Below are 18,210 nucleotides of genomic sequence, written 5' to 3'. Positions count from 1 at the left end.
CAACGCCACACGCTCGAATCCGAGCAGTGCGTTGACGGGCGCCACCGCGCGTGGTCGGCTAGCTCCTCGACGGACGCGGAGGAAGCCGGTGCGAATCCGGCGCGGTCCCGCCACTGTCACCGGGGAGCGGACCCCACCGAAGGCCACGGCCGGCACCCGCCGGCGGGAAGGCCGGGGCGAGCGCCGATCCGGGAGCCAGGAGACTCCGGCCGTCGTGGCACGACCTCAGGCAGACATCGGGCGAGGACCCCGAGGAAGGCCGGCGACGATGCACGCACCCGTGACCCCGCACGCCCGCACCCACCCACCGGTGACCCGCAGCCGGGGCCGCCTCGACCGCGTGGAGGACCGGGTGCTCGCCGAGCTCCGCCGGGTGCTCGCCGGCGCCGGGCAGCTCCCGCTGGACCTGCTGGGCGACGCCCCCGTCCGCGACCGGGTCGAGGCCGCCGCCCGCGTCGACGCCCTGGCCCGCGCGCTCGTCGACCGGATGCGCGGCGCCGGCTGGGACGAGGGCGCCGCCCCGTCCGCGGTGACGTCGGTGCTCGCCGCCTCCGTCCCCGAGGCCGAGACGGTGCTCCTGCGCGCCGCCCGCACGAGGCGCGCGTGACGGTCAGCGTCGAGTCCGGCCCCGACCTGGCCGCCCTGCGCCACCACGGCGACGCGGAGGTCGGGCCCGGCCTGGTCGACCTCGCGGTCAACGTCCGCGCCGGCACCCCGCCGGCGTGGCTGCGCGACCGGCTCGCCGCGAGCCTGGATGGCCTCGCCGCCTACCCGGACCCCGCCCGTGCGGTCGCCGCGCTGGCCGCGAGGCACGGCCGGGACACCGACGAGGTCGTCCCCACCGCCGGCGGCGCCGAGGCGTTCGTGCTGCTCGCCCGCGCCCTGCGCCCCCGCCACGCCGTCGTCGTGCACCCCCAGTTCACCGAGCCCGAGGCCGCCCTGCGCGCCGCCGGGCACGACGTCGACCGGGTGGTGCTCGGCCAGGGGGATCCACGCGGCGACCTGACGCTGGACCCCGCGTCGGTGCCGCCGGGCGCCGACCTCGTCGTCGTCGGCAACCCCACCAACCCCACGTCGGTGCGCCACCCCGCCGACGTCCTGGCCGCCCTGGCCCGGCCCGGCCGCACGCTCGTCGTCGACGAGGCGTTCATCGACACCGCGCCCGGCGAGCCCGACGCCCTCGCCGACCGCCGCGACCTGCCCGGCCTGGTCGTGCTCCGCAGCCTCACCAAGACCTGGGGTCTCGCGGGTCTGCGCGTCGGCTACGCGCTCGCCCCCGCCGACCTCGCCGCCGACCTGCGCGCCGCCGCCCCGCCGTGGCCGGTGTCGACGCCGGCGCTGGTCGCCCTCGAGGCCTGCAGCACCGACGCCGCCCGCGCCGAGGCCGATGCCGCCGCCCGTGCCCTGGCCGGCGACCGCGACCACGTCGTGGCCGCCCTGCGCGCCGTCCCCGGGGTCGAGGTGCGCGGCGCGCCGGCGGCGAGCTTCGTGCTGCTGCGCGTCCCGGGACGCCCGGACGTCCGCGAGCGCCTCCGGGCACGCGGCCTCGCGGTGCGCCGCGGCGACACCTTCCCGGGCCTCGACGCCGAGCACGTCCGCGTCGCCGTGCGGTCCCGCACGATCAGCGACCGCCTCGTCGGCACGCTCGCCGAGGTCCTGGCCTCGTGAGTGCCCTCGAGCCCGGGGACCGCGAGGCGCTGCACCGCGTCCTGCGGGCTCGCCGTGACGTGCGCACCGGCTTCGTCGACACGCCGGTGGACGACGAGCGCCTGCAGCGGGTGCTCGCCGCCGCCCACTGCGCGCCCAGCGTCGGGTTCTCCCAGCCCTGGGACTTCCTGGTGCTGCGCGCCCCCGACCTCCGGGCCGAGCTCGCCGCCCTCGCCCGGCAGCAGCGCGACGCCTTCGCCGCCACCCTCCCCGCCGCGCGCGCCAGGGCCTTCGCCGCCCTGCGCGTCGAGGCGATCCGCGAGGCGCCGCTGGGCATCGTCGTCACCTGCGACGCGACGCGCGGCGGGCGCCACGTCCTCGGCCGCCACACCCAGCCGCGCATGGCCGCGCACTCGGTCGCCGGCGCGGTGCAGAACCTCTGGCTGGCCGCCCGCGCCGAGGGGCTCGGGGTCGGCTGGGTCAGCTTCTTCGACGAGCGCGAGCTGGCCGCGCTGCTGGGCCGGCGGGTGGGGATGCCGCCGCACGTGGAGGTCGTCGCCTACCTGTGCGTCGGGCACGTCACCGCGTTCGCCGACGAGCCCGAGCTCGCGACCTCCGGCTGGGCCCGCCGCCGACCCCTCGAATGGGCCGTGCACACCGACACCTGGGGGCACCACCACGTGGATCCGCTCGACGAGACCCTCGCCGCGCTCGCCGACCTCGACCCCGCCCCGGGGGTCGCCGCGGCCCGCGAGCACCTGACGCGCATGACCGTCCCGCCGGGCGCGCTCGGCGGCGTCGCGGACCTCGGCGTGCGCCTGGCCGGGCTGGCGGGGACCTGCCCGCCGCCGCTGCCCGAGCCGGCCGTCGTCGCGGTCTTCGCCGGCGACCACGGGGTGCACGCCCGCGGGGTGACGCCGTGGCCGCAGGAGGTCACCGCGCAGATGGTCGCGAACTTCCTCGCCGGCGGCGCGGCGGTGAACGCGTTCGCGGCGACCGTCGGCGCGGAGGTGCAGGTGGTCGACGTGGGCGTCGCCGCCGAGCTCGCGCCCGCGCCGGGCCTGCTCCCGCGCAGGATCGGCCCCGGCACCGCCGACATGACCGCGGGCCCGGCGATGACCCGCGACGAGGCCCGCGCCGCGGTGCACGCGGGCATCGAGACCGCCCGCGACCTCGTCGTCGCGGGCAACCGCCTGCTCGTCACCGGCGACATGGGCATCGCCAACACCACGGCCTCGGCGGCCCTGGTCGCCGCGTTCACGGGGACGTCCGCGGACCAGGTCACCGGCCGCGGCACCGGCATCGACGACGCCACCCACGCCCGCAAGACCGCGGTCGTCGCCGAGGCCCTGGCCCGCCACGAGCCCGACCCCGCCGACCCCCTCGCCGTCCTCGCCGCGGTCGGCGGGCTCGAGCACGCCGGGCTCGTGGGCTTCCTGCTCGGCGCGGCGGCGTTGCGCACGCCCGTGGTGCTCGACGGGGTCGTGTCCGGCGCCGCGGCGCTCGTGGCCGCCGCGCTGGCCCCGACCGCGTCACACGCGTGGATCGCCGGGCACCGCTCGGTCGAACCGGCCCATACCCTGGCGCTCGACCACCTCGGTCTGGCGCCCGCGCTGGACCTGGGGCTGCGGGTCGGCGAGGGCACCGGTGCCCTGCTCGCCGTGCCCGTGGTGACCGCCGCGGCCCGGGCCCTCGCCGACGTCGCGACGTTCGACGCGGCGGGTGTGACGGAGAAGAACGGAGGAGACGCACCGTGAGCGAGAGCGCGCGCGTCTACCCGGTCGGCCTGCAGCTGCGGGGCCGGCGGGTGGTCGTCGTCGGCGGCGGCTCGGTGGCCCAGCGCCGGGTGGCCGGGCTGCACGAGGTCGGCGCCGACACAGTGGTCGTCAGCCCGACCCTCACGACCGCGCTCGAGGCCCTCGCCGACTCCGGGGAGATCACCTGGCTGCCCCGCGCCTACGCCGAGGGCGACCTCGACAGCGCCTGGTACGCCGTGGCGGCCACCGACGACGCGGACGTCAACGCCGCCGTCGCGGCCGCGGCCGAGCGGGCCCGGGTGTTCTGCGTGCGCGCCGACGACGCCGACGCCGGCACCGCGGTCACGCCCGCGGTCGGGCGTTACGACGACATCACCGTGGCGGTCCACGGCGGCGGCGACCCGCGCCGCGCCACCGGTGTGCGCGACGGCGCCGTCGAGGCCCTGCGCAGCGGCACCCTCGCCGACCGCCGCCACCGCGCCGTGCGGCCCGGGGTGACGCTGGTCGGGGGTGGCCCGGGTGACCCGGGCCTGATCACGGTGCGGGGCCGCCAGGCGCTGGCGCAGGCCGACGTCGTCGTCACCGACCGGCTCGCCCCGCAGCCGTTGCTGGACGAGCTGCCGCCCGACGTCACCGTCATCGACGCCTCGAAGCTGCCCCGCGGCCGGTACATGAGCCAGGACACGATCAACCAGGTCCTCGTCGACGAGGCGCTGGCCGGGCACCGGGTGGTGCGGCTCAAGGGCGGCGACCCGTTCGTCTTCGGCCGCGGCCTGGAGGAGATCCAGGCCTGCGTCGCCGCGGGCGTCGAGGTCGAGGTCGTCCCCGGCATCACCAGCGCCATCGCCGTCCCCGCGCTCGCGGGCGTGCCGGTGACCCACCGGGGCGTCACCCACGAGTTCACCGTCGTCTCCGGGCATCTCCCTCCGGGGCACGCGCAGTCACTGGTCGACTGGGCGGCGCTCGGGCGGCTGCGCGGCACGATCGTGCTGCTCATGGCCGTCGAGAACATCGGCGCGATCACCGAGGCGCTGGTGGCGCACGGCCGCGATCCGGAGACCCCGGCGCTCGCGGTCCAGGAGGGCGGCCTGCCGGGCGAGACGACGACGCGCGCCACGCTCGCGAAGCTCCCCGGGGCCATCTCCGACGCCGGGGTGCGCCCGCCCGCGGTGATCGTCATCGGGGCGGTCGCGGACCTCGGCTGATCTCCAGGTCGACCACCAGCGCCCGGTGGTCCGACACCGGCGTCGCGACGGCCTCGACCGCGCGCACCGGCGGGGCCTCCGGCGCCCGGGCCAGTACGTGGTCGAACTGGATGCGAGGGCGCTCCGACGGGAACGTCGGGGCCCGACCCAGCGGGTGCCAGCCCCGCAGGACGGCGCCGGGCACCGGCCCGGGCATGTTCAGGTCCCCGAGCAGCAGGACCGGGCCGGGCAGGTCCCGCACCGCCCGCGCCAGCCGCGTGAGCTGCGCGATGTTGAAGCCGGGCGCGAACGACAGGTGGGTGGCCACGACCGTGCCCACCGGGGCCGGCGGGGTCAGCACGGCGGCCAGCGCCAGGCGCGGCTCGTCGGGGATGAGCGCCAGGCGCCGCGCGTCGACGAGCAGCGGCAGCGTCGCGGGGGAGGTCCCCAGCGGGATGCGGCGCCAGCGGGCGACGGGCCACCGGCTGACCAGCCCGATGCCGTAGGTGGGCGCGACGCCGAGGACCTCGTCCGGGTCGGCCGGCCGCCACGTCTCGCCCGGGGTGCCGACGACGGCGGGCACGAAGCGGGCGTCGTGGGCGCCCATCGCCTCGGCGACGAGCGACGTCTGGTCGACCAGGCCCGAGCGCGGCTGCGCGTGGTCGACCTCCTGGAGGGCCAGGACGTCGGCATCGAGGCCCTTGACGGCGTCGCGCAGGCGCTCCGCGTCGACGACGCCGTCGTCGGGGGAGCGGCCGTGGAGGAGGTTGAACGTCGCCAGTCTCATGGTCGCTGCTCAGGTGCCCCGGCCGGCGCGGGTTGACACGGGCTGGCAGGTGGGGCACCACCACACCTCGCGACGGTACGGGGCGCCCGAGCCCGGGGCGGGGCGGAAGCGCACGAGCGTGCCGCAGCGCCGGCACGGCCGGTTCGACCGCCCCGTGACCCAGTGGTTCTCGCCGCGCCGCCTGACGCCCGTGGTCGTCATGCCGGTGCCGTGCTCGAGGCTGTGCCGGATCATCCTGCGGGCCAGCGCGAGGAGGGGCTCGAGGTCGACCTCGCCGACCGGCGTCCACGGCCAGAGACCGCGCAGGAAGCACAGCTCGACGGCCCACAGGTTGCCCAACCCCGACACCCCGCGCTGGTCGAGCAGGGCCTCGACGACCGGGCGCTGCGGGTCGCGGCGCAGGCGGGTGAGGGCGTCGTCCTCGTCGAACCGCTCCTGGGTCGCGGTCGGCTGCCCGGCGAGCACGTCGGGCCCGAGGTGGCCGACCACCCGGTGCTCGTCGCGGGTGCGCAGCAGCTCGAGCACCGGGACGTCGACGCCGACGAGCGAGACGCCGGAGTCGAGAGTGAGCGCCGCCCGCACCGCCAGGTGCCGCGGCAGCAGCGGACGCCCGCCCCTGCCGTGCCGCCGCACGACCGTCCACGAGCCGCTCATCCGCAGGTGGCTGTGCAGCGTCGCGCCGTCGGTGAAGCGCGTGAGCAGGTGCTTGCCGTGAGCCCTCGTCTCCCCGAGCACCCGCCCGGCGAGATCCACGGTGGCGAGCGCCGGGGTGCGGAGGTCACTGCGCACGACCGTGGCGCCGGCCAGGGACGTGAGGCGGGCGGCGCAGCGGTGGACCGCGTCACCCTCCACGCCGTCCCCCCACACCGACCTACTGTCTCCCCAGCCCCAGCCCCAGACGCTCGGCCGCCCACGCGGCCGCGCCGGAGGCGGGTCCGAACGCCGAGACCGCGCCCGGGTCCCCGCCGTGCGCGAGGCCGAACCCGGTGCGCTCGGCGAGCCACTCGCGCACCCGCGGCATCGCGGCCAGGCCCCCGCGCACCAGCATCCCGGGCCGCGGCCCGGTCAGCGTCCCGACGAGGGCGGTGATGCCCTGGGCGATCTCCTCGAGCCCCGGCGCCAGCATCGCGCCGAGGTCGCCGTGCGTGAGCGTCACGACCCCGGCTGGCGGTTCCGGCGGCAGCATCGGCAGCGGGACGGTGACGCTGCCCGTCGCGGCGAGGGTCTCCTTGGCCTCCCGGACGCTCCTGCGCAGCCGGTACCAGGCGCGGTGGGCCTCGAGGTCGCCGCCGAAGCGCACCCGCGCGGCGAACGGGGCCGGCGCGCGGTCGAGGACGAGCTGGGCGAGGGCGTCGTCGAGCACCTCGGCGCCCACGTTGACCGTGCTCACCGCGGCGATCGAGGAGCTCCCGTCGCCGGAGCGGTCGACGACGGCGAGCTCGGTCGCCGCGCCCCCGAGGTCGACGACGAGCAGGCGGCCGTGCCCGCCGAGGCGGTGGGCCGCGGCGCGGGGCCCGTCGAGGAGCTCGACCTGGTCGGGCGAGGTGTAGGGGATGGCCGCGAGTGCCGCGCGGCCCGCCGCGCGCAGCGCCTCGCACGCCGGCGAGGACCACGACGCCGGGTGCAGGAGCACCACCAGGGACGGCAGCGTGCCCCGGCGCCCCGCCTCGGCGTGGACGAGCTTGGCGATCAGTGCCGTGGCCACGTCGACCGCCGTGGTGGGACGCGGCCAGCGCGTGAGCAGCTCCGGCGGGCCGCCCGTGCTGGCCCCGAGGTGCGGGCGCGAGCGCAGCAGCGCCGCCGCCGGGTCCAGCGCGCCCGCCTCGAGCGCCGGGCGGCCGGCGAGCACCGTGCCGTCGGTGCGCGACAGCACCGCCGAGGGCATCGAGGTGGCGCCGTCGACCTCCACGGGCCCCACGCGCACCCAGCCGTCGCGGGGGTCGACGTCCGCCCAGGCGCCCACCGTCTCGGATGTCCCGTGATCGACCGCGAGGGTCCAGCGGGCGTCCGGAGCGGTCACGACCGCAGGGTGTCACAGCGCGAGCGGCACCCGCCGTGCGGTCACGCGGTGGACGCGGTGGCCTGCACGGCCGGCATGGCATCGGTGTCCTCCGTGCGCTCGGCCGCCTCCGGGTCGAGCACCACGGGCAGGTGCTGCCAGGCGTTGACGAGCACGCTGCGCCGCCGCTCGACGGGAAGCGTGACGCCGGGGGCGAAGGCGGGGAAGCGGTCGAGCAGGGTGCGCAGCGCGACCTCGGCCTCGAGGCGCGCCAGCGACGCGCCGAGGCAGAAGTGCAGCCCGTGGCCGAACGCCAGGTGCCCGGTGGTGTCACGTCCGGGTTCGAGGTCGTCGGGCCGCTCGAAGCGGGCCGGGTCGTGGTTGGCCGCGGCCAGCGACACCATGAGCATCGCGCCGCGTGGCACCACGACCCCGTCGAAGTCCACGTCCTCGGCGGCGAAGCGCACGGGGGCCTGGGCGATCGGCGCGCCCCAGCGCAGGAACTCCTCGATGGCAGCGCGCAGCTCGTCGGGGTCGGCGGCGGCCAGCCGGTCGCGCAGCCCCGGGTCACGCAGCATCGCCTCGACAGAGGTCGTGATCAGCGTGGCCGTCGTCTCGTGCCCGGCGATGAGCAGCAGCATCGCCATCGCGACGATCTCCTCGGTGGAGAGCCGCTCGTCGGCCTCGGAGACCTCGATGAGCGCCGAGATCAGCGCCTCGTCCGGCTCGGCGCGCTTGCGCTCCACGAGTTCGGACAGGTACGCGGCGAGGCTCGCGTTGGCCTGCATCTTATCGGGCTCGGGCGTCTCGTCGATCAGCGTCGTCGACCAGGCGCCGAAGGCGTCGCGGTCGTCCACCGGCACGCCGAGCAGCTCGCAGATCACCGCCGTGGGCAGCGGTACCGCGTAGCCCGCCACCATGTCGACCGTCGCGTCGGCGGGCAGGGCCGAGAGCAGCGCCGCCGCCATCGCCTCCACCCGCGGGCGCAGGGCGGCGACCCGCCGCACCGTGAACGCCTTGACCACGAGCTTGCGCAGCCGCGTGTGGACCGGCGGGTCGTTGAGCAGCATCATCTCGCCGCCCGGCGAGGGGATGCCGGGCGCGTGCTCGCGCTGCTCGGGCGGCAGGGTGTTGCGGAAGTCCTTGACGAAGCGCGGGTCGGCCATCACCGAGCGCGCGTCGGCGTACCGCGTGACGAGCCACGTCGAGCCGCCGTCGGGCAGCTCGACCTCCCGCACGGGCGCCTGCTCGCGGACCTCGGCCAGGACGGCGAACGGGTCGCGCCAGTAGTCGTCGGTGAACACCGGGCCGGTGGCCAGGTCGGTCACGGCGGGCCCCTCTCGCGTCGGCCGCTGAATCTCGGTTCACCGACGACCGTACGCGCGCGGGAGGGACCGCGCCGTGTCACCGGGAGCCGGTCGGGGCTCCCCGCTTGCCCATCCCCGCACTCGTGGCGCCGAACGTACGTCCGGTCTTCCGGAACTGCTCCTCCAGACGGGGCACCATCGTCCTGGCCTGGGCGAGGATCGGCAGGTCGCCGAGGCGCGAGAACGTGATGGGGCGCAACGCCGCGACGACGCCGACCGACTTCGGCACGAAGATGCGGCGCTTGCGCTTGACGATCCCCTCGAGGAAGGCGTCGGCGCAGTCGCCGACCGAGGTCAGCGCGCCGAGGGGCCCGGGCAGCTTGCGCAGGGTCTCCTCGAACGTCGAGGAGTCGGCCTTGACGTCGCGGACGAGGTCGGTGTCGATCCACCCCATGTGGGCGGTGCCCACGTCGATGCCCCGGTAGGCGAGCTCGAAGCGCAGGGCGTTGCCGTAGTGCTCCACGCCGGCCTTGGCCCCGCAGTAGGCGGCCATCCCCGGCAGCGCGGTGAACGCCGCCAGCGACGAGACGAGCAGCAGGTAGCCGTTGCGCTTCTCGACCTCGGCCACGGTGGCCGAGACGGTCCGCGAGACGCCGATGAGGTTGACCTCCATCACCCGCGCGACGACGTCGGCCGGGCTCTCGGCGACGGTGCCCTGGTTGGCGATGCCGGCGTTGGCGACGACGACGTCGATCCCGCCGAGGTCGCGCACGGTCGTCGCGACGGCCGCGTCCAGCGACTCCTGGTCGGTGACGTCGCACTCGGCCCAGGTGTGACCCGGTCCGAGCTCGGCGACCAGCTTCTCCAGGCGCTCGGGCTCCATGCCGACGGCGGCGATGTGGGCGCCGCGCGCGGCAGCGCGCCGCGCGGTCTCCTCGCCGATGCCGCGCGCGGCGCCGGTGATGAACAGGACCTTGCCTGCCAGACTGTCGCGCAGATTCATCAGTCGTCTCCTCGGGGTGTCTCAGCGCCGGCCGGCGCGGGCGGGGGTGACGGGGGTCAGCACGTGCTCCTCGGGGCGGAAGCGCCGCAGGCGCCGGCGGAAGGGCATGGTGAACGTCGGCCACAGCGCCGAGTTCTTGCCGTTCCTGTCGAGGTACCAGCTCGAGCAGCCACCATCGACCCAGACGGTGCCCTCGGTCTTGCGCTGCATCTCCTCGACGAACGCGTCCTGGGCGGCGCGCGTGGGCTCGACGGCGCCGACGCCGTGGGAGCGCATGTGGCGCAGGGTGTCCATGACGAGCGCGATCTGGGACTCGATCATGAAGACGACCGAGTTGTGGCCCAGGCCCGTGTTCGGTCCCAGCAGGGTGAACGCGTTGGGGAAGCCCGCGATCATCGTGCCGTTGTGGGCGTGCGGCGAGCCGGCCCAGTGGTCGGCGAGCGTGCGGCCGTCGCGCCCGTGCACGCGGTGGCTGATCGGCAGGTCGGCGATGGCGAAGCCCGTGCCCGCGATGATCGTGTCGACCTCGTGCTCGGTGCCGTCGGCGGTGACGACGGCGTGCGGCCGGATCTCGACGATCTTCTCGGTGACCACCTCGACGTTGTCGCGGTCGAGTGCGGGCAGGTAGTCGTTGGACAGCAGGATGCGCTTGCAGCCCATCGCGTAGTTCGGCGTGATCTTCTCGCGCAGCTCCGGGTCGCGGACCTGGCGACGCATGTGCGCCTCGGCGATCTTGGCGGCCTTCGCCATCCGTCGCGGGTCCTTGAACCCGAAGACGAACGTCTCGCGCGCCCAGTAGATGGCCTCACGCACGAGCCGCTGGGCCGGTGGGACGTACCGGAACAGCAGCTTCTCGGCGCGGGTGATGGCGCGGTCCCCCCGCGGCATGATCCACGGGGGCGTGCGCTGGAAGACCTCGAGCGTGTCCACGACCGGCGCGATCTCGGGTACGAACTGGATGGCCGACGCCCCGGTGCCGATAACGGCGATCCGCCGGCCGCGCAGATCGAGGTCGTGGCGCCAGGTCGCGGAGTGGAACACCGGGCCCTCGAAGTCCTCGAGGCCGGGCACGTCGGGGAACGACGGGTCCGACAACGCGCCCGAGCCCAGCACCAGCACGTCGGCGGTCCAGACGCCCTGGCTCGTCGTCACCACCCAGTGCTGCGCGTCGTCGTCCCACGTCGCGTCCAGCACCTCGTGGCGGTTGCGGGTGAACCGGTCGATGCCGTACTCCGCCGACACCCGCTGCAGGTAGGCGTGGATCTCCGGCTGGGCGGAGAAGGACCGGCTCCAGTCCGGGTTGGGCGCGAACGAGAACGAGTAGAGGTGGCTGGGCACGTCGCAGGCGCAGCCGGGGTAGGAGTTGTCCCGCCACGTGCCGCCGACGTCGTCGTGCCGCTCGAAGATCAGGAAGTTGTCCTCCCCGGCCTGGCGCAGGCGGATCGCCGTGCCGAGCCCGGAGAAGCCGTTGCCGACGATCGCCACCGCGAGGTGCGCGATCGGCGCGCCGGCCTCCGGGGTGCTCTCGGACGGGGCCGGCGCCGGCGTCGGCTCCACCTGCGTCATGGGTCCTCCTCGTGGCGTCGTCGGCGTCCCGGGCGGGCGACCGCCGCGGGCATGGCGCTGGTACGCGACCGTACCGGATCGGCGATCAGTGTGGTACGCGGTGGTACCGTTGTCCAGTGTCCGTTCCGGCCGCGGGTCACGCGGGAGCTGCTGCGGGGTCCGCCCATCGTGACCGCCTGGTCCAGGCGATGATCGGTCTGGTCGCCGAGCGCGGGTACGCCGCCGTCACGGTGGCCGACGTCGTCGCGTCCGCACGGGTGTCGAAGCGGACGTTCTACCAGCACTTCGCCGACCGCGAGGACTGCTTCCTCGCCGCCTACGTCGCCGCCGCCGAGGGCCCGCTGACTCGCATCGCCGAGGCCGTCGCCCCGGCCGTCGAGGCCGACCCCGGGGCGCCGCCCCCGGATCTCGCCGACGAGGTCGACGCCGCCACCCGCGCCTACCTCGACGCCCTCGCCGAGCAGCCGGAGCTCACGCGCACCCTGCTCACCGAGGTCAGCGGCCTGGGCCACCGCGGCTGGCGGGTGCGTCGCGAGGTGCTGAACCGCTTCGCCGACCAGCTCGCCGCCCTCGTCGCGCTCGGCGCCGCGCGGTGGGCCGCGGCGGAGGGCCCCGGGGACGGCACGGCGGACGGCACGGGAGATGGCCCGGGGGACGGCTCGGCGGATTCGCCCGAGCTCGCGCGGTTGCGCGGCCTGCCCCGGCCGATGGCCGTCGCGCTCGTCGGCGGCATCAACGAGCTCGTCCTCGACGCCGTCGAGGACGGACGCGGCGACCGCCTCGGCGAGCTCGCGCCCACCGTCACCGCGCTCGTCCTCGCGGTCCTCGACCGTGCCGCTGGTCCGGACGTGTGACGCCGGCGGGTGCCCCCGCGCCTGCGGGGGGCGCTCGACGGGCCCGTGGCCTGCGTATCCTCACCGATCACGACGGCCCCGCGGCCGGCATCCGAGAGCCGGCCGGGCGTCCAGACCCGGGCGCCGCCCGTCGACGCGACACGCGAGGTGAGGCGGCGATGAACCGACCCGGCGGACCCCCCGGCCGGGGACGACCGGGCCCCGGCGGCCCGCGCGGCGGTCCCGGTGGGCGCGGTGGCTCCGGCGGGCCTGCCGGGCCCGGTGGTCCCGGTGGTCCCGGTGGCCGCCCGCCCGGTCCTCCCGGGGGCCCGCCGCCCGGACCGCCCCCGGGGCAGGGCCCTCCCGCGGCGCGTCCCGGCGGGTTCGCGATGCCGGGTCGCGGCCGCCGCGGCGGGGGTTCCAACGGCGGCGCTCCGCCGGGTCGGGGCGGGGCGCGCCCGCCGCGTCAGCAGCCCACCCGCGTCGGCGCGCCCGACTGGAACCGCGACCCGCAGGTCGGCTTCGACCCCGAGGTCGCGCGGGCGGCCCGCGAGCAGGAGGCCCCGCGCCGGTCGTGGCGCGACCGGGTGCCCGAGCGCCCGGCCTGGTCGCGCGGAACCGGTGGCGGGCGGCGGGGCTGGAGCTGGCCGAAGCGCATCGGCGCGGTGCTGGCGGTGCTGCTGCTGTTCGTCGTCGGGTTCGGGATCTACCTCGACACGCAGATGACACGGATCGGGGCGCTGCCCGAGTACGAGGGGTCGGCGAGCTCCGGCACGAACTGGTTGATCATCGGGTCCGACAGCCGTGCCGGGCTGACCGAAGCCACGGAGGAGCAGCTCAGCACCGGTGAGGTCGACGGCAGCCGCACGGACACCATGATGCTCGTGCACGCCGGCGGGTTCGGCGGGCAGACCTCGCTGACCAGCCTGCCGCGCGACTCGATCCTGCCCATCCCCGGCCACGGCCGCGGCCGTCTGAACTCGGCGTACTCGATCGGCGGGCCGGAGCTCCTGGTACAGACCATCGAGGAGGCGGCCGACATCGAGATCGACCACTACGCGGAGATCGGCTTCGAGGGTTTCGCGGGCATGGTCGACGCGATCGGCGGCGTCGAGATGTGCCTCGACGAGCCGCTCGACGACCCGAAGGCGGGCATCGACCTGCCCGCCGGCTGCCAGGAGCTGGACGGGCCCAGCGCGCTGGGGTTCGTGCGCAGCCGCGCGTTCCCCAACGCCGACCTGCAGCGCATCCAGAACCAGCGCAAGTTCCTGTCCGCGCTGATCTCCGAGGCGTCGAGCCCGTTGGTGCTGCTCAACCCCTTCCGCATCATCCCGTTCGCGAACTCGGCGATCGGCACGCTGAAGGTCGACGACAGCACCCACGTCTGGAACCTCGCGAGCCTGGGCTTCGCGATGCGCTCGCTGTCCGGCGGCTCGGGCGTGACCACGACGGTGCCGGTCGACCTGTCCTCGAGCGTCTCCGGCGGCGTCGTCTGGGACCGGCGGGACTCCCAGCAGTTCTTCGACGCCATCCGGGAGGACGAGGACATCCCCCAGGATCTGATCAGCGGGGGCTGAGCACGCCGTGGTCGATCACGCTGCGGGGTCGACGATCTGCACGACGCCGGTGGAGACGCCCGCGACGTAGAGCCGGCCGCTGGTCGGGTCGACGCCGACGGTGTAGGGGTTCTGGACGGTCGCGACCCGGGCGACCTCGCGCGGTTGCGGGGTCGTGAGGTCGTAGCCGACGACCTCGTTGGTGCCCGACGACGCGACCCACACGCGGTCGCGGACCGGGTCGTAGGTGATGCCGTAGGGCCCGCCGGGCTGCGTGACGCGGGCGACCTCGCGCGGGCCGCCGCCCGGGCCCGTCGTCGGCTCGAACACGATGACCGCGTCGCCGCGGGTGTCGGTGGCGATCATGCGGCCGTGGCGGTCGGCGACCAGATGGGTGGGCCCGGCGCCGGCGGGCGTCTCCCCGACGATGCGCAGGGCGGCCACGTCGTAGGTGGTCAGCGTGTTCTTGCGGACGTCGACCATGCCGACGATGTCGCCGACCGGGACGATGCCGGCCGGCTGCACGGCGTCGGTGAAGACCTTGACCACCTGGTCGCCCCGCACCGCCGACACGGTGCCGCCGAGCTCGTCGGCGGCCATCAGCGTGCCGTTGGGTGCCTGGGTGGCGTCGTGGGGCACCGTGCCGACGGGGACCGGCGCCTGCGCGGTGCCACCGGGCAGGTCCACGCGCACGACGACGTTCGCGCTCTCGACGGGCACGAGCACCGGGCCGCCGGGGCCGGCGAGCTGGAGGTGGCGCACGAAGCCCGGCAGCGGGGTGCGGGTGCGGATCGCGCCGGTGTCGGCGTCGAGCAGCACCAGCTCGTTGGGCTCGCGCTTGGCCACGGCCACGGTGCGGGTCATCGGGTCGACGACGACGCCCTCCGGCGCCGGGCCGACCTCGACCTGGCGGCCGGGCGGGGTGGACGTCGGGGCCGGCGCGCCCTGCGGCTCGGCGGCCAGCGGCAGCGTGTCCGTCGGCGGACGCATGCCCTCGGTGGGGACGCCCGGCGGGATGAAGCCGGTGGTCGTCGTGGGCGGCGCGGCAGGGGTGGGCGCGGCCGCGGGCGGCGGCGCGGGGGCCTGGTTGCTGCAGCCGGCGAGCGCGAGGCCCGCGATCAGGCCGACGGCGGCCAGCGTCCGGGCAGGGCGTCTGCGCATGGCGCCGGAGTCTGCCCGGTGCTCCGTGTCCTCCGCGCGACGACGCCGGCCGGCTCCGTTCGGGGGCCGGCCGGCGTCCGGGTGGTCTCTCGGCCCTCGCTGCCGGTCAGGCCTGGTCGGCCGACAGGGCGTGCGCCGGCTCCGGGGCGTTGGCGAACTCCTCGACCAGCGTGCGGCAGAACGCCGGCAGGTCGTCGGGGTTGCGGCTGGTGATCAGCCCCTGGTCGACGACGACCTCCTCGTCGACCCACTCCGCGCCGGCGTTGCGGAGGTCGGTCGCGATGCTGGGGAACGACGTCATGCGCCGGCCACGGACGACGTCGGCCTCGATGAGCGTCCACGGCGCGTGACAGATCGCGGCGACCGGCTTGCGGTTGGCGAAGAACTGGCCGACGACCTGCACGACGTCCGGGATGGTCCGCAGCAGGTCGGGGTTGGCGACGCCGCCCGGCAGCACGAGGGCGTCGTAGTTCTCGATCTTGACCTGGGTGATGACGGCGTCGACGTCGAAGCGGTCGCCCTTGTCGAGGTGGTTGAAGGCCTGGATGGAGCCGGGCGTCTCGGAGACGAGCACCGGGGTGCCGCCGGCCTCCTGCACCGCCTTCCAGGGCTCGGTCAGCTCGACCTGCTCGGTGCCCTCCTTGGCGCACAGGAACATGACGGTCCTGCCGTGGAGCTGTCCGTTGTCGGCCATGGTCGTGCAGCGCTCCCTCGCGTCGTGGGTACCCTCCGGGGGTATCGCGCCGTCGCCGCTGGGGGACGGTGCGACGGACGCCGGGGGCTCCCCCGGCGCCGACGCCACGAAACGGAGGCACGGCGATGAGCAGCACCACCCTGTCGGTCCCGGAAATCCACTGCGGGCACTGCAAGCAGGCCATCGAGGGCGCCGTCGGCCCGCTCGAAGGGGTGCAGGCGGTGGAGGTCGACGTCGACGCCCGCTCGGTGCGCGTCGAGCACGACGACGTCGTCACCGTCCGGGCGCTCGTCGACGCGATCGAGGACCAGGGCTACGACGTCCCCGAGCAGGACGCGCTGAGGAACTGAGCGCGGACGGGGCTCAGGCGCTCCTGCTGCGTCGCCCCTTGGCCGGCGCGGCCTCCTCGTCCTCGTCCTTCTTCTTCGACGAGGAGCGCCGGGTCCTCTTCGGGGTCTCCTCCTCGAGCTTCTCCTCCGTCTTCTCCTCGGTCTTCTTCGTGCGGGAACGGGCCCGCTTCGGCTTCTCCTCCGCCGGCGTCTCCGTCTCCGTTTCCGTCGCCGTCGCCGTGGCGCCCTGGTCCGACGCCGCCGCGGGCTCCTCGGCAGGGGCCTTGCCGCCGGCCGCCTCGACGCTGCGGCGCAGCGCGGTGAGCAGGTCGGTCATGTCGTCACCGTCGTCGGCGGCGGCCGGCTCGGGGGCCGGGCGCCCCCCGCCGTGCTCGCGCTTGTACTCGATGAGCTCGACCACCGCCTGGCGGTACTCGTCCTCGAACTGGTCGGACTCGAAGTCCCCCGACAGGCTCTCCACCAGCGAGGACGCCATCTGCATCTCCTGCGGCCGGAGGTCGACCTCGGTGCGCAGGGTCTCGAACTCCGGCTCGCGCACCTCGTCGGGCCACAGCATCGTCTGCAGCACGATCGCCTCGTCACGCACCCGCAGCAGCGCCAGCGTCTCCCGCTGCCGCAGCGCGACCTTGACCACCGCCATGCGGTCGGTCTCGCGCAGCGCCTCACGCAGCAGGGCGTACGGCTTGACCGCCTTGTTCTCCGGCTCCAGGTAGTAGCTCTTGTCGAGGAGCAGGGCGTCGATCTGGTCCGACGGGACGAACTGGACGACGTCGATCTCGTGCCCCGTCGCCACCGGCAGCGTCGACAGGTCGTCGTCGTCGAGCATGATCAGCTGGCCGTCGTCGGTCTCGTAGCCCTTGGCGATCTCGGAGTACTGGACCTCCTCGCCGCAGACCGAGCACGTCCGCTTCTGACGGATGCGCCCGCCGTCGCGCTCGTGCACCTGGTGGAAACGGATGTCGTGGTTCGTGGTCGCGGCGTAGAGCCGCACCGGCACGTTCACGAGCCCGAACGACACCGCGCCGTTCCAGATCGCGCGCATCATCGGCCCCTCTCGGCGGGCAGGTAGGTCGGCGCGGTGCGTGGTCGCTCACCGTGCGTCGGTCCCAGCATGCCGCAGCAGCCCCATTCGTCCCAGCCAACGACGCGCCGACCCCGGTCCCGGGCGTTGTCGGCGTGCCGTAGCACGATGGCGGGGTGCTGCCGATGCTCCCCGTCCCCGGCGATTTGCCGGTCGAGGGCGCCTGGAGCTACGAGGTCGACTGGGCGGGCGTCCGGCTGCTCGCCGACGTCGACGAGGGCGTGCTGACCCTGCGCACTGCGGACGGCGAGGACGTCACCGCCCGCTTCCCCGAGTTCTCCGGCCTCGTCGACGCCGTCGCCGACGGGCTGCTCGACGGCGAGGCCGTGATGCTCGACGGGGGCAGCCCCTCGGCCGACGCGCTGGGCGAGCGCCTGCAGGTGTCCGACGCCCAGCGCGCCCGCGCCCTGGCGCGCGCCCGGCCGGCCGTGTTCATGGTCTACGACGTCGTGCGCCTCTACGGCGTGCCGCTCGACCCCCGCCCGCTCGAGGAACGGCGGGCCGTGCTCTCGCGCCTCGACCTGTCCCGGGCCACCCGCATCCAGATCTCGCCGGCCTACGACGACGGCCCGGCCCTGCTCGCCGGGGTGGTCGCCCAGCGCCTGTCGGGGGTCATCGCCAAGCGCCGGGGCACGCCCTACCGCCCGGGCGACTCGGGTGGCGACTGGGTACGCGTGGCCCCCACGGCCCCGACCTCGGCCCCGCCCACGCTGCTGTCCTCGGCGTCGGGCACCGGCGAGGCCCCCGCCACGACCTCGGGCCGCCGTCCCCGGCACGCCCGCCGCGAGCGCACTCCCCAGCACGACACGCTGTTCTGACCACGCTCCCGACACCCGGTCGTCCGCGCCCCGCGACTCAGTACGGCGGATCATCGTCGTGTCCTCGCGTCGGGCCCGTCGTGAGAGGTCGGCGGGGCCGGCCGACGGGCTGGTCGGCGGGCTGGTGGGTGGGCAGCTCGCGGCGGTCCTCGGGTGGCCCGCTCCGGGCGTGCGGGGGGTCGCCGTCGACCCGGGTCTCGGCAAGCTCGCCGGCGGTGCCGGCCGTCGCGGCCAGGAGCACCGGGCGCACCGTGCGGTGGCGCCGGCCCGAGGGAGTGGTCCAGAGGACCGACCCGTCGGTGTCCCGGCGCACCGTCCAGCCCCGCAGGTGCTTGATGACGTGGTGGTGGCGACAGTCGGGCGCGGGCGCCAGGGGGTCCCCGGTCAGGAGCGCCTCGGCCAGGGCAGGACCGGGAGGCACGCCGGGCGCCGCACCCGGCGTCTCGTCCACGAACCCTTCGAACATG

General features: G+C 75.8%; 18 protein-coding genes and 1 riboswitch. Of the genes, 8 read left to right on the top strand and 10 right to left on the bottom strand.

Annotation, left to right across the window (positions count from 1 at the left end; translation table 11 throughout):
* Positions 1-79: 79 nt before the first annotated feature.
* Positions 80-205: riboswitch (cobalamin riboswitch) on the top strand.
* Positions 206-268: 63 nt separating this feature from the next.
* Genes C8D89_RS13590 through cobA form a run of 4 tightly spaced genes read left to right on the top strand, consistent with a single transcriptional unit; the run spans position 269 to position 4,609 of the window.
* The gene (locus C8D89_RS13590; RefSeq protein WP_116708663.1) at positions 269-607 is read left to right on the top strand and encodes a hypothetical protein; all 339 of its coding nucleotides are present in this window, start codon (positions 269-271) and stop codon (positions 605-607) included.
* Positions 604-1,668, top strand: coding sequence for an Rv2231c family histidinol phosphate aminotransferase CobC (gene cobC, locus C8D89_RS13585; protein WP_116708662.1), 1,065 nt, complete (start codon positions 604-606; stop codon positions 1,666-1,668). Before C8D89_RS13590 ends, cobC begins: the two co-directional genes overlap by 4 nt.
* Positions 1,665-3,404, top strand: coding sequence for a nicotinate-nucleotide--dimethylbenzimidazole phosphoribosyltransferase (gene cobT / locus C8D89_RS13580; RefSeq protein WP_116708661.1), 1,740 nt, complete (start codon positions 1,665-1,667; stop codon positions 3,402-3,404). The genes cobC and cobT overlap by 4 nt, the downstream gene beginning before the upstream one ends.
* Entirely contained in the window at positions 3,401-4,609 is a 1,209-nt protein-coding gene (gene cobA / locus C8D89_RS13575; protein WP_116708660.1) for a uroporphyrinogen-III C-methyltransferase, read from the top strand. Before cobT ends, cobA begins: the two co-directional genes overlap by 4 nt.
* Here cobA and C8D89_RS13570 read toward each other — a convergent pair.
* The 6 genes from C8D89_RS13570 to C8D89_RS13545 form a co-directional block, all read right to left on the bottom strand.
* On the bottom strand, positions 4,581-5,375 hold the full coding sequence (locus C8D89_RS13570; RefSeq protein ID WP_116708659.1) for an endonuclease/exonuclease/phosphatase family protein: 795 nt from the start codon (positions 5,373-5,375) through the stop codon (positions 4,581-4,583). The two genes, cobA and C8D89_RS13570, sit on opposite strands and share 29 nt — an antisense overlap.
* Before the next feature lie 9 nt (positions 5,376-5,384).
* Entirely contained in the window at positions 5,385-6,227 is an 843-nt protein-coding gene (locus tag C8D89_RS13565; protein ID WP_116708658.1) for a DNA-formamidopyrimidine glycosylase family protein, read from the bottom strand.
* 19 nt (positions 6,228-6,246) lie between these two features.
* Entirely contained in the window at positions 6,247-7,395 is a 1,149-nt protein-coding gene (locus C8D89_RS13560; protein WP_116708657.1) for an acetate and sugar kinases/Hsc70/actin family protein, read from the bottom strand.
* A gap of 41 nt (positions 7,396-7,436) precedes the next feature.
* Positions 7,437-8,702 carry a cytochrome P450 family protein gene (locus C8D89_RS13555; protein ID WP_116708656.1) on the bottom strand — a complete coding sequence of 422 codons (1,266 nt, stop codon included), beginning with the start codon at positions 8,700-8,702 and terminating at the stop codon, positions 7,437-7,439.
* 76 nt (positions 8,703-8,778) lie between these two features.
* The gene (locus C8D89_RS13550) at positions 8,779-9,684 is read right to left on the bottom strand and encodes an SDR family oxidoreductase (protein WP_116708655.1); all 906 of its coding nucleotides are present in this window, start codon (positions 9,682-9,684) and stop codon (positions 8,779-8,781) included.
* A 21-nt stretch (positions 9,685-9,705) separates the two neighbouring features.
* Entirely contained in the window at positions 9,706-11,250 is a 1,545-nt protein-coding gene (locus C8D89_RS13545; RefSeq protein ID WP_116708654.1) for a flavin-containing monooxygenase, read from the bottom strand.
* Between the two features lie 188 nt (positions 11,251-11,438).
* On the opposite strand from C8D89_RS13545, the gene C8D89_RS13540 reads away from it, so the two are divergent.
* Both C8D89_RS13540 and C8D89_RS13535 read left to right on the top strand, forming a co-directional pair.
* On the top strand, positions 11,439-12,104 hold the full coding sequence (locus C8D89_RS13540; RefSeq protein ID WP_116708653.1) for a TetR/AcrR family transcriptional regulator: 666 nt from the start codon (positions 11,439-11,441) through the stop codon (positions 12,102-12,104).
* Between the two features lie 368 nt (positions 12,105-12,472).
* Positions 12,473-13,660: an LCP family protein gene (locus C8D89_RS13535; RefSeq protein ID WP_165825689.1), complete on the top strand. Its 1,188-nt coding sequence runs from the start codon at positions 12,473-12,475 to the stop codon at positions 13,658-13,660.
* 15 nt (positions 13,661-13,675) lie between these two features.
* Here C8D89_RS13535 and C8D89_RS13530 read toward each other — a convergent pair whose 3' ends face one another.
* Both C8D89_RS13530 and C8D89_RS13525 read right to left on the bottom strand, forming a co-directional pair.
* On the bottom strand, positions 13,676-14,800 hold the full coding sequence (locus C8D89_RS13530; protein ID WP_207787209.1) for a YncE family protein: 1,125 nt from the start codon (positions 14,798-14,800) through the stop codon (positions 13,676-13,678).
* A 106-nt stretch (positions 14,801-14,906) separates the two neighbouring features.
* Positions 14,907-15,494 (bottom strand): type 1 glutamine amidotransferase domain-containing protein, encoded by a 588-nt coding sequence (locus C8D89_RS13525; protein ID WP_116708651.1) that lies wholly within the window; start codon positions 15,492-15,494, stop codon positions 14,907-14,909.
* A gap of 125 nt (positions 15,495-15,619) precedes the next feature.
* On the opposite strand from C8D89_RS13525, the gene C8D89_RS13520 reads away from it, so the two are divergent.
* On the top strand, positions 15,620-15,844 hold the full coding sequence (locus tag C8D89_RS13520; RefSeq protein ID WP_116708650.1) for a copper ion binding protein: 225 nt from the start codon (positions 15,620-15,622) through the stop codon (positions 15,842-15,844).
* 13 nt (positions 15,845-15,857) lie between these two features.
* Here C8D89_RS13520 and ku read toward each other — a convergent pair whose 3' ends face one another.
* Entirely contained in the window at positions 15,858-16,886 is a 1,029-nt protein-coding gene (gene ku / locus C8D89_RS13515; protein ID WP_116708827.1) for a non-homologous end joining protein Ku, read from the bottom strand.
* A gap of 164 nt (positions 16,887-17,050) precedes the next feature.
* Here ku and C8D89_RS13510 point away from each other — a divergent pair, with 164 nt between their 5' ends.
* Positions 17,051-17,743, top strand: coding sequence for an ATP-dependent DNA ligase (locus C8D89_RS13510; RefSeq protein WP_243418102.1), 693 nt, complete (start codon positions 17,051-17,053; stop codon positions 17,741-17,743).
* A 37-nt stretch (positions 17,744-17,780) separates the two neighbouring features.
* On the opposite strand, the gene C8D89_RS13505 is transcribed toward C8D89_RS13510, so the two are convergent.
* On the bottom strand, positions 17,781-18,209 hold the full coding sequence (locus tag C8D89_RS13505) for a hypothetical protein (protein ID WP_116708648.1): 429 nt from the start codon (positions 18,207-18,209) through the stop codon (positions 17,781-17,783).
* Position 18,210: the final 1 nt, after the last annotated feature.

Source organism: Actinomycetospora cinnamomea (assembly GCF_003096675.1).
GTDB classification, from domain to species: domain Bacteria; phylum Actinomycetota; class Actinomycetes; order Mycobacteriales; family Pseudonocardiaceae; genus Actinomycetospora; species Actinomycetospora cinnamomea.
This window is presented reverse-complemented; position numbering and strand designations above follow the sequence as displayed.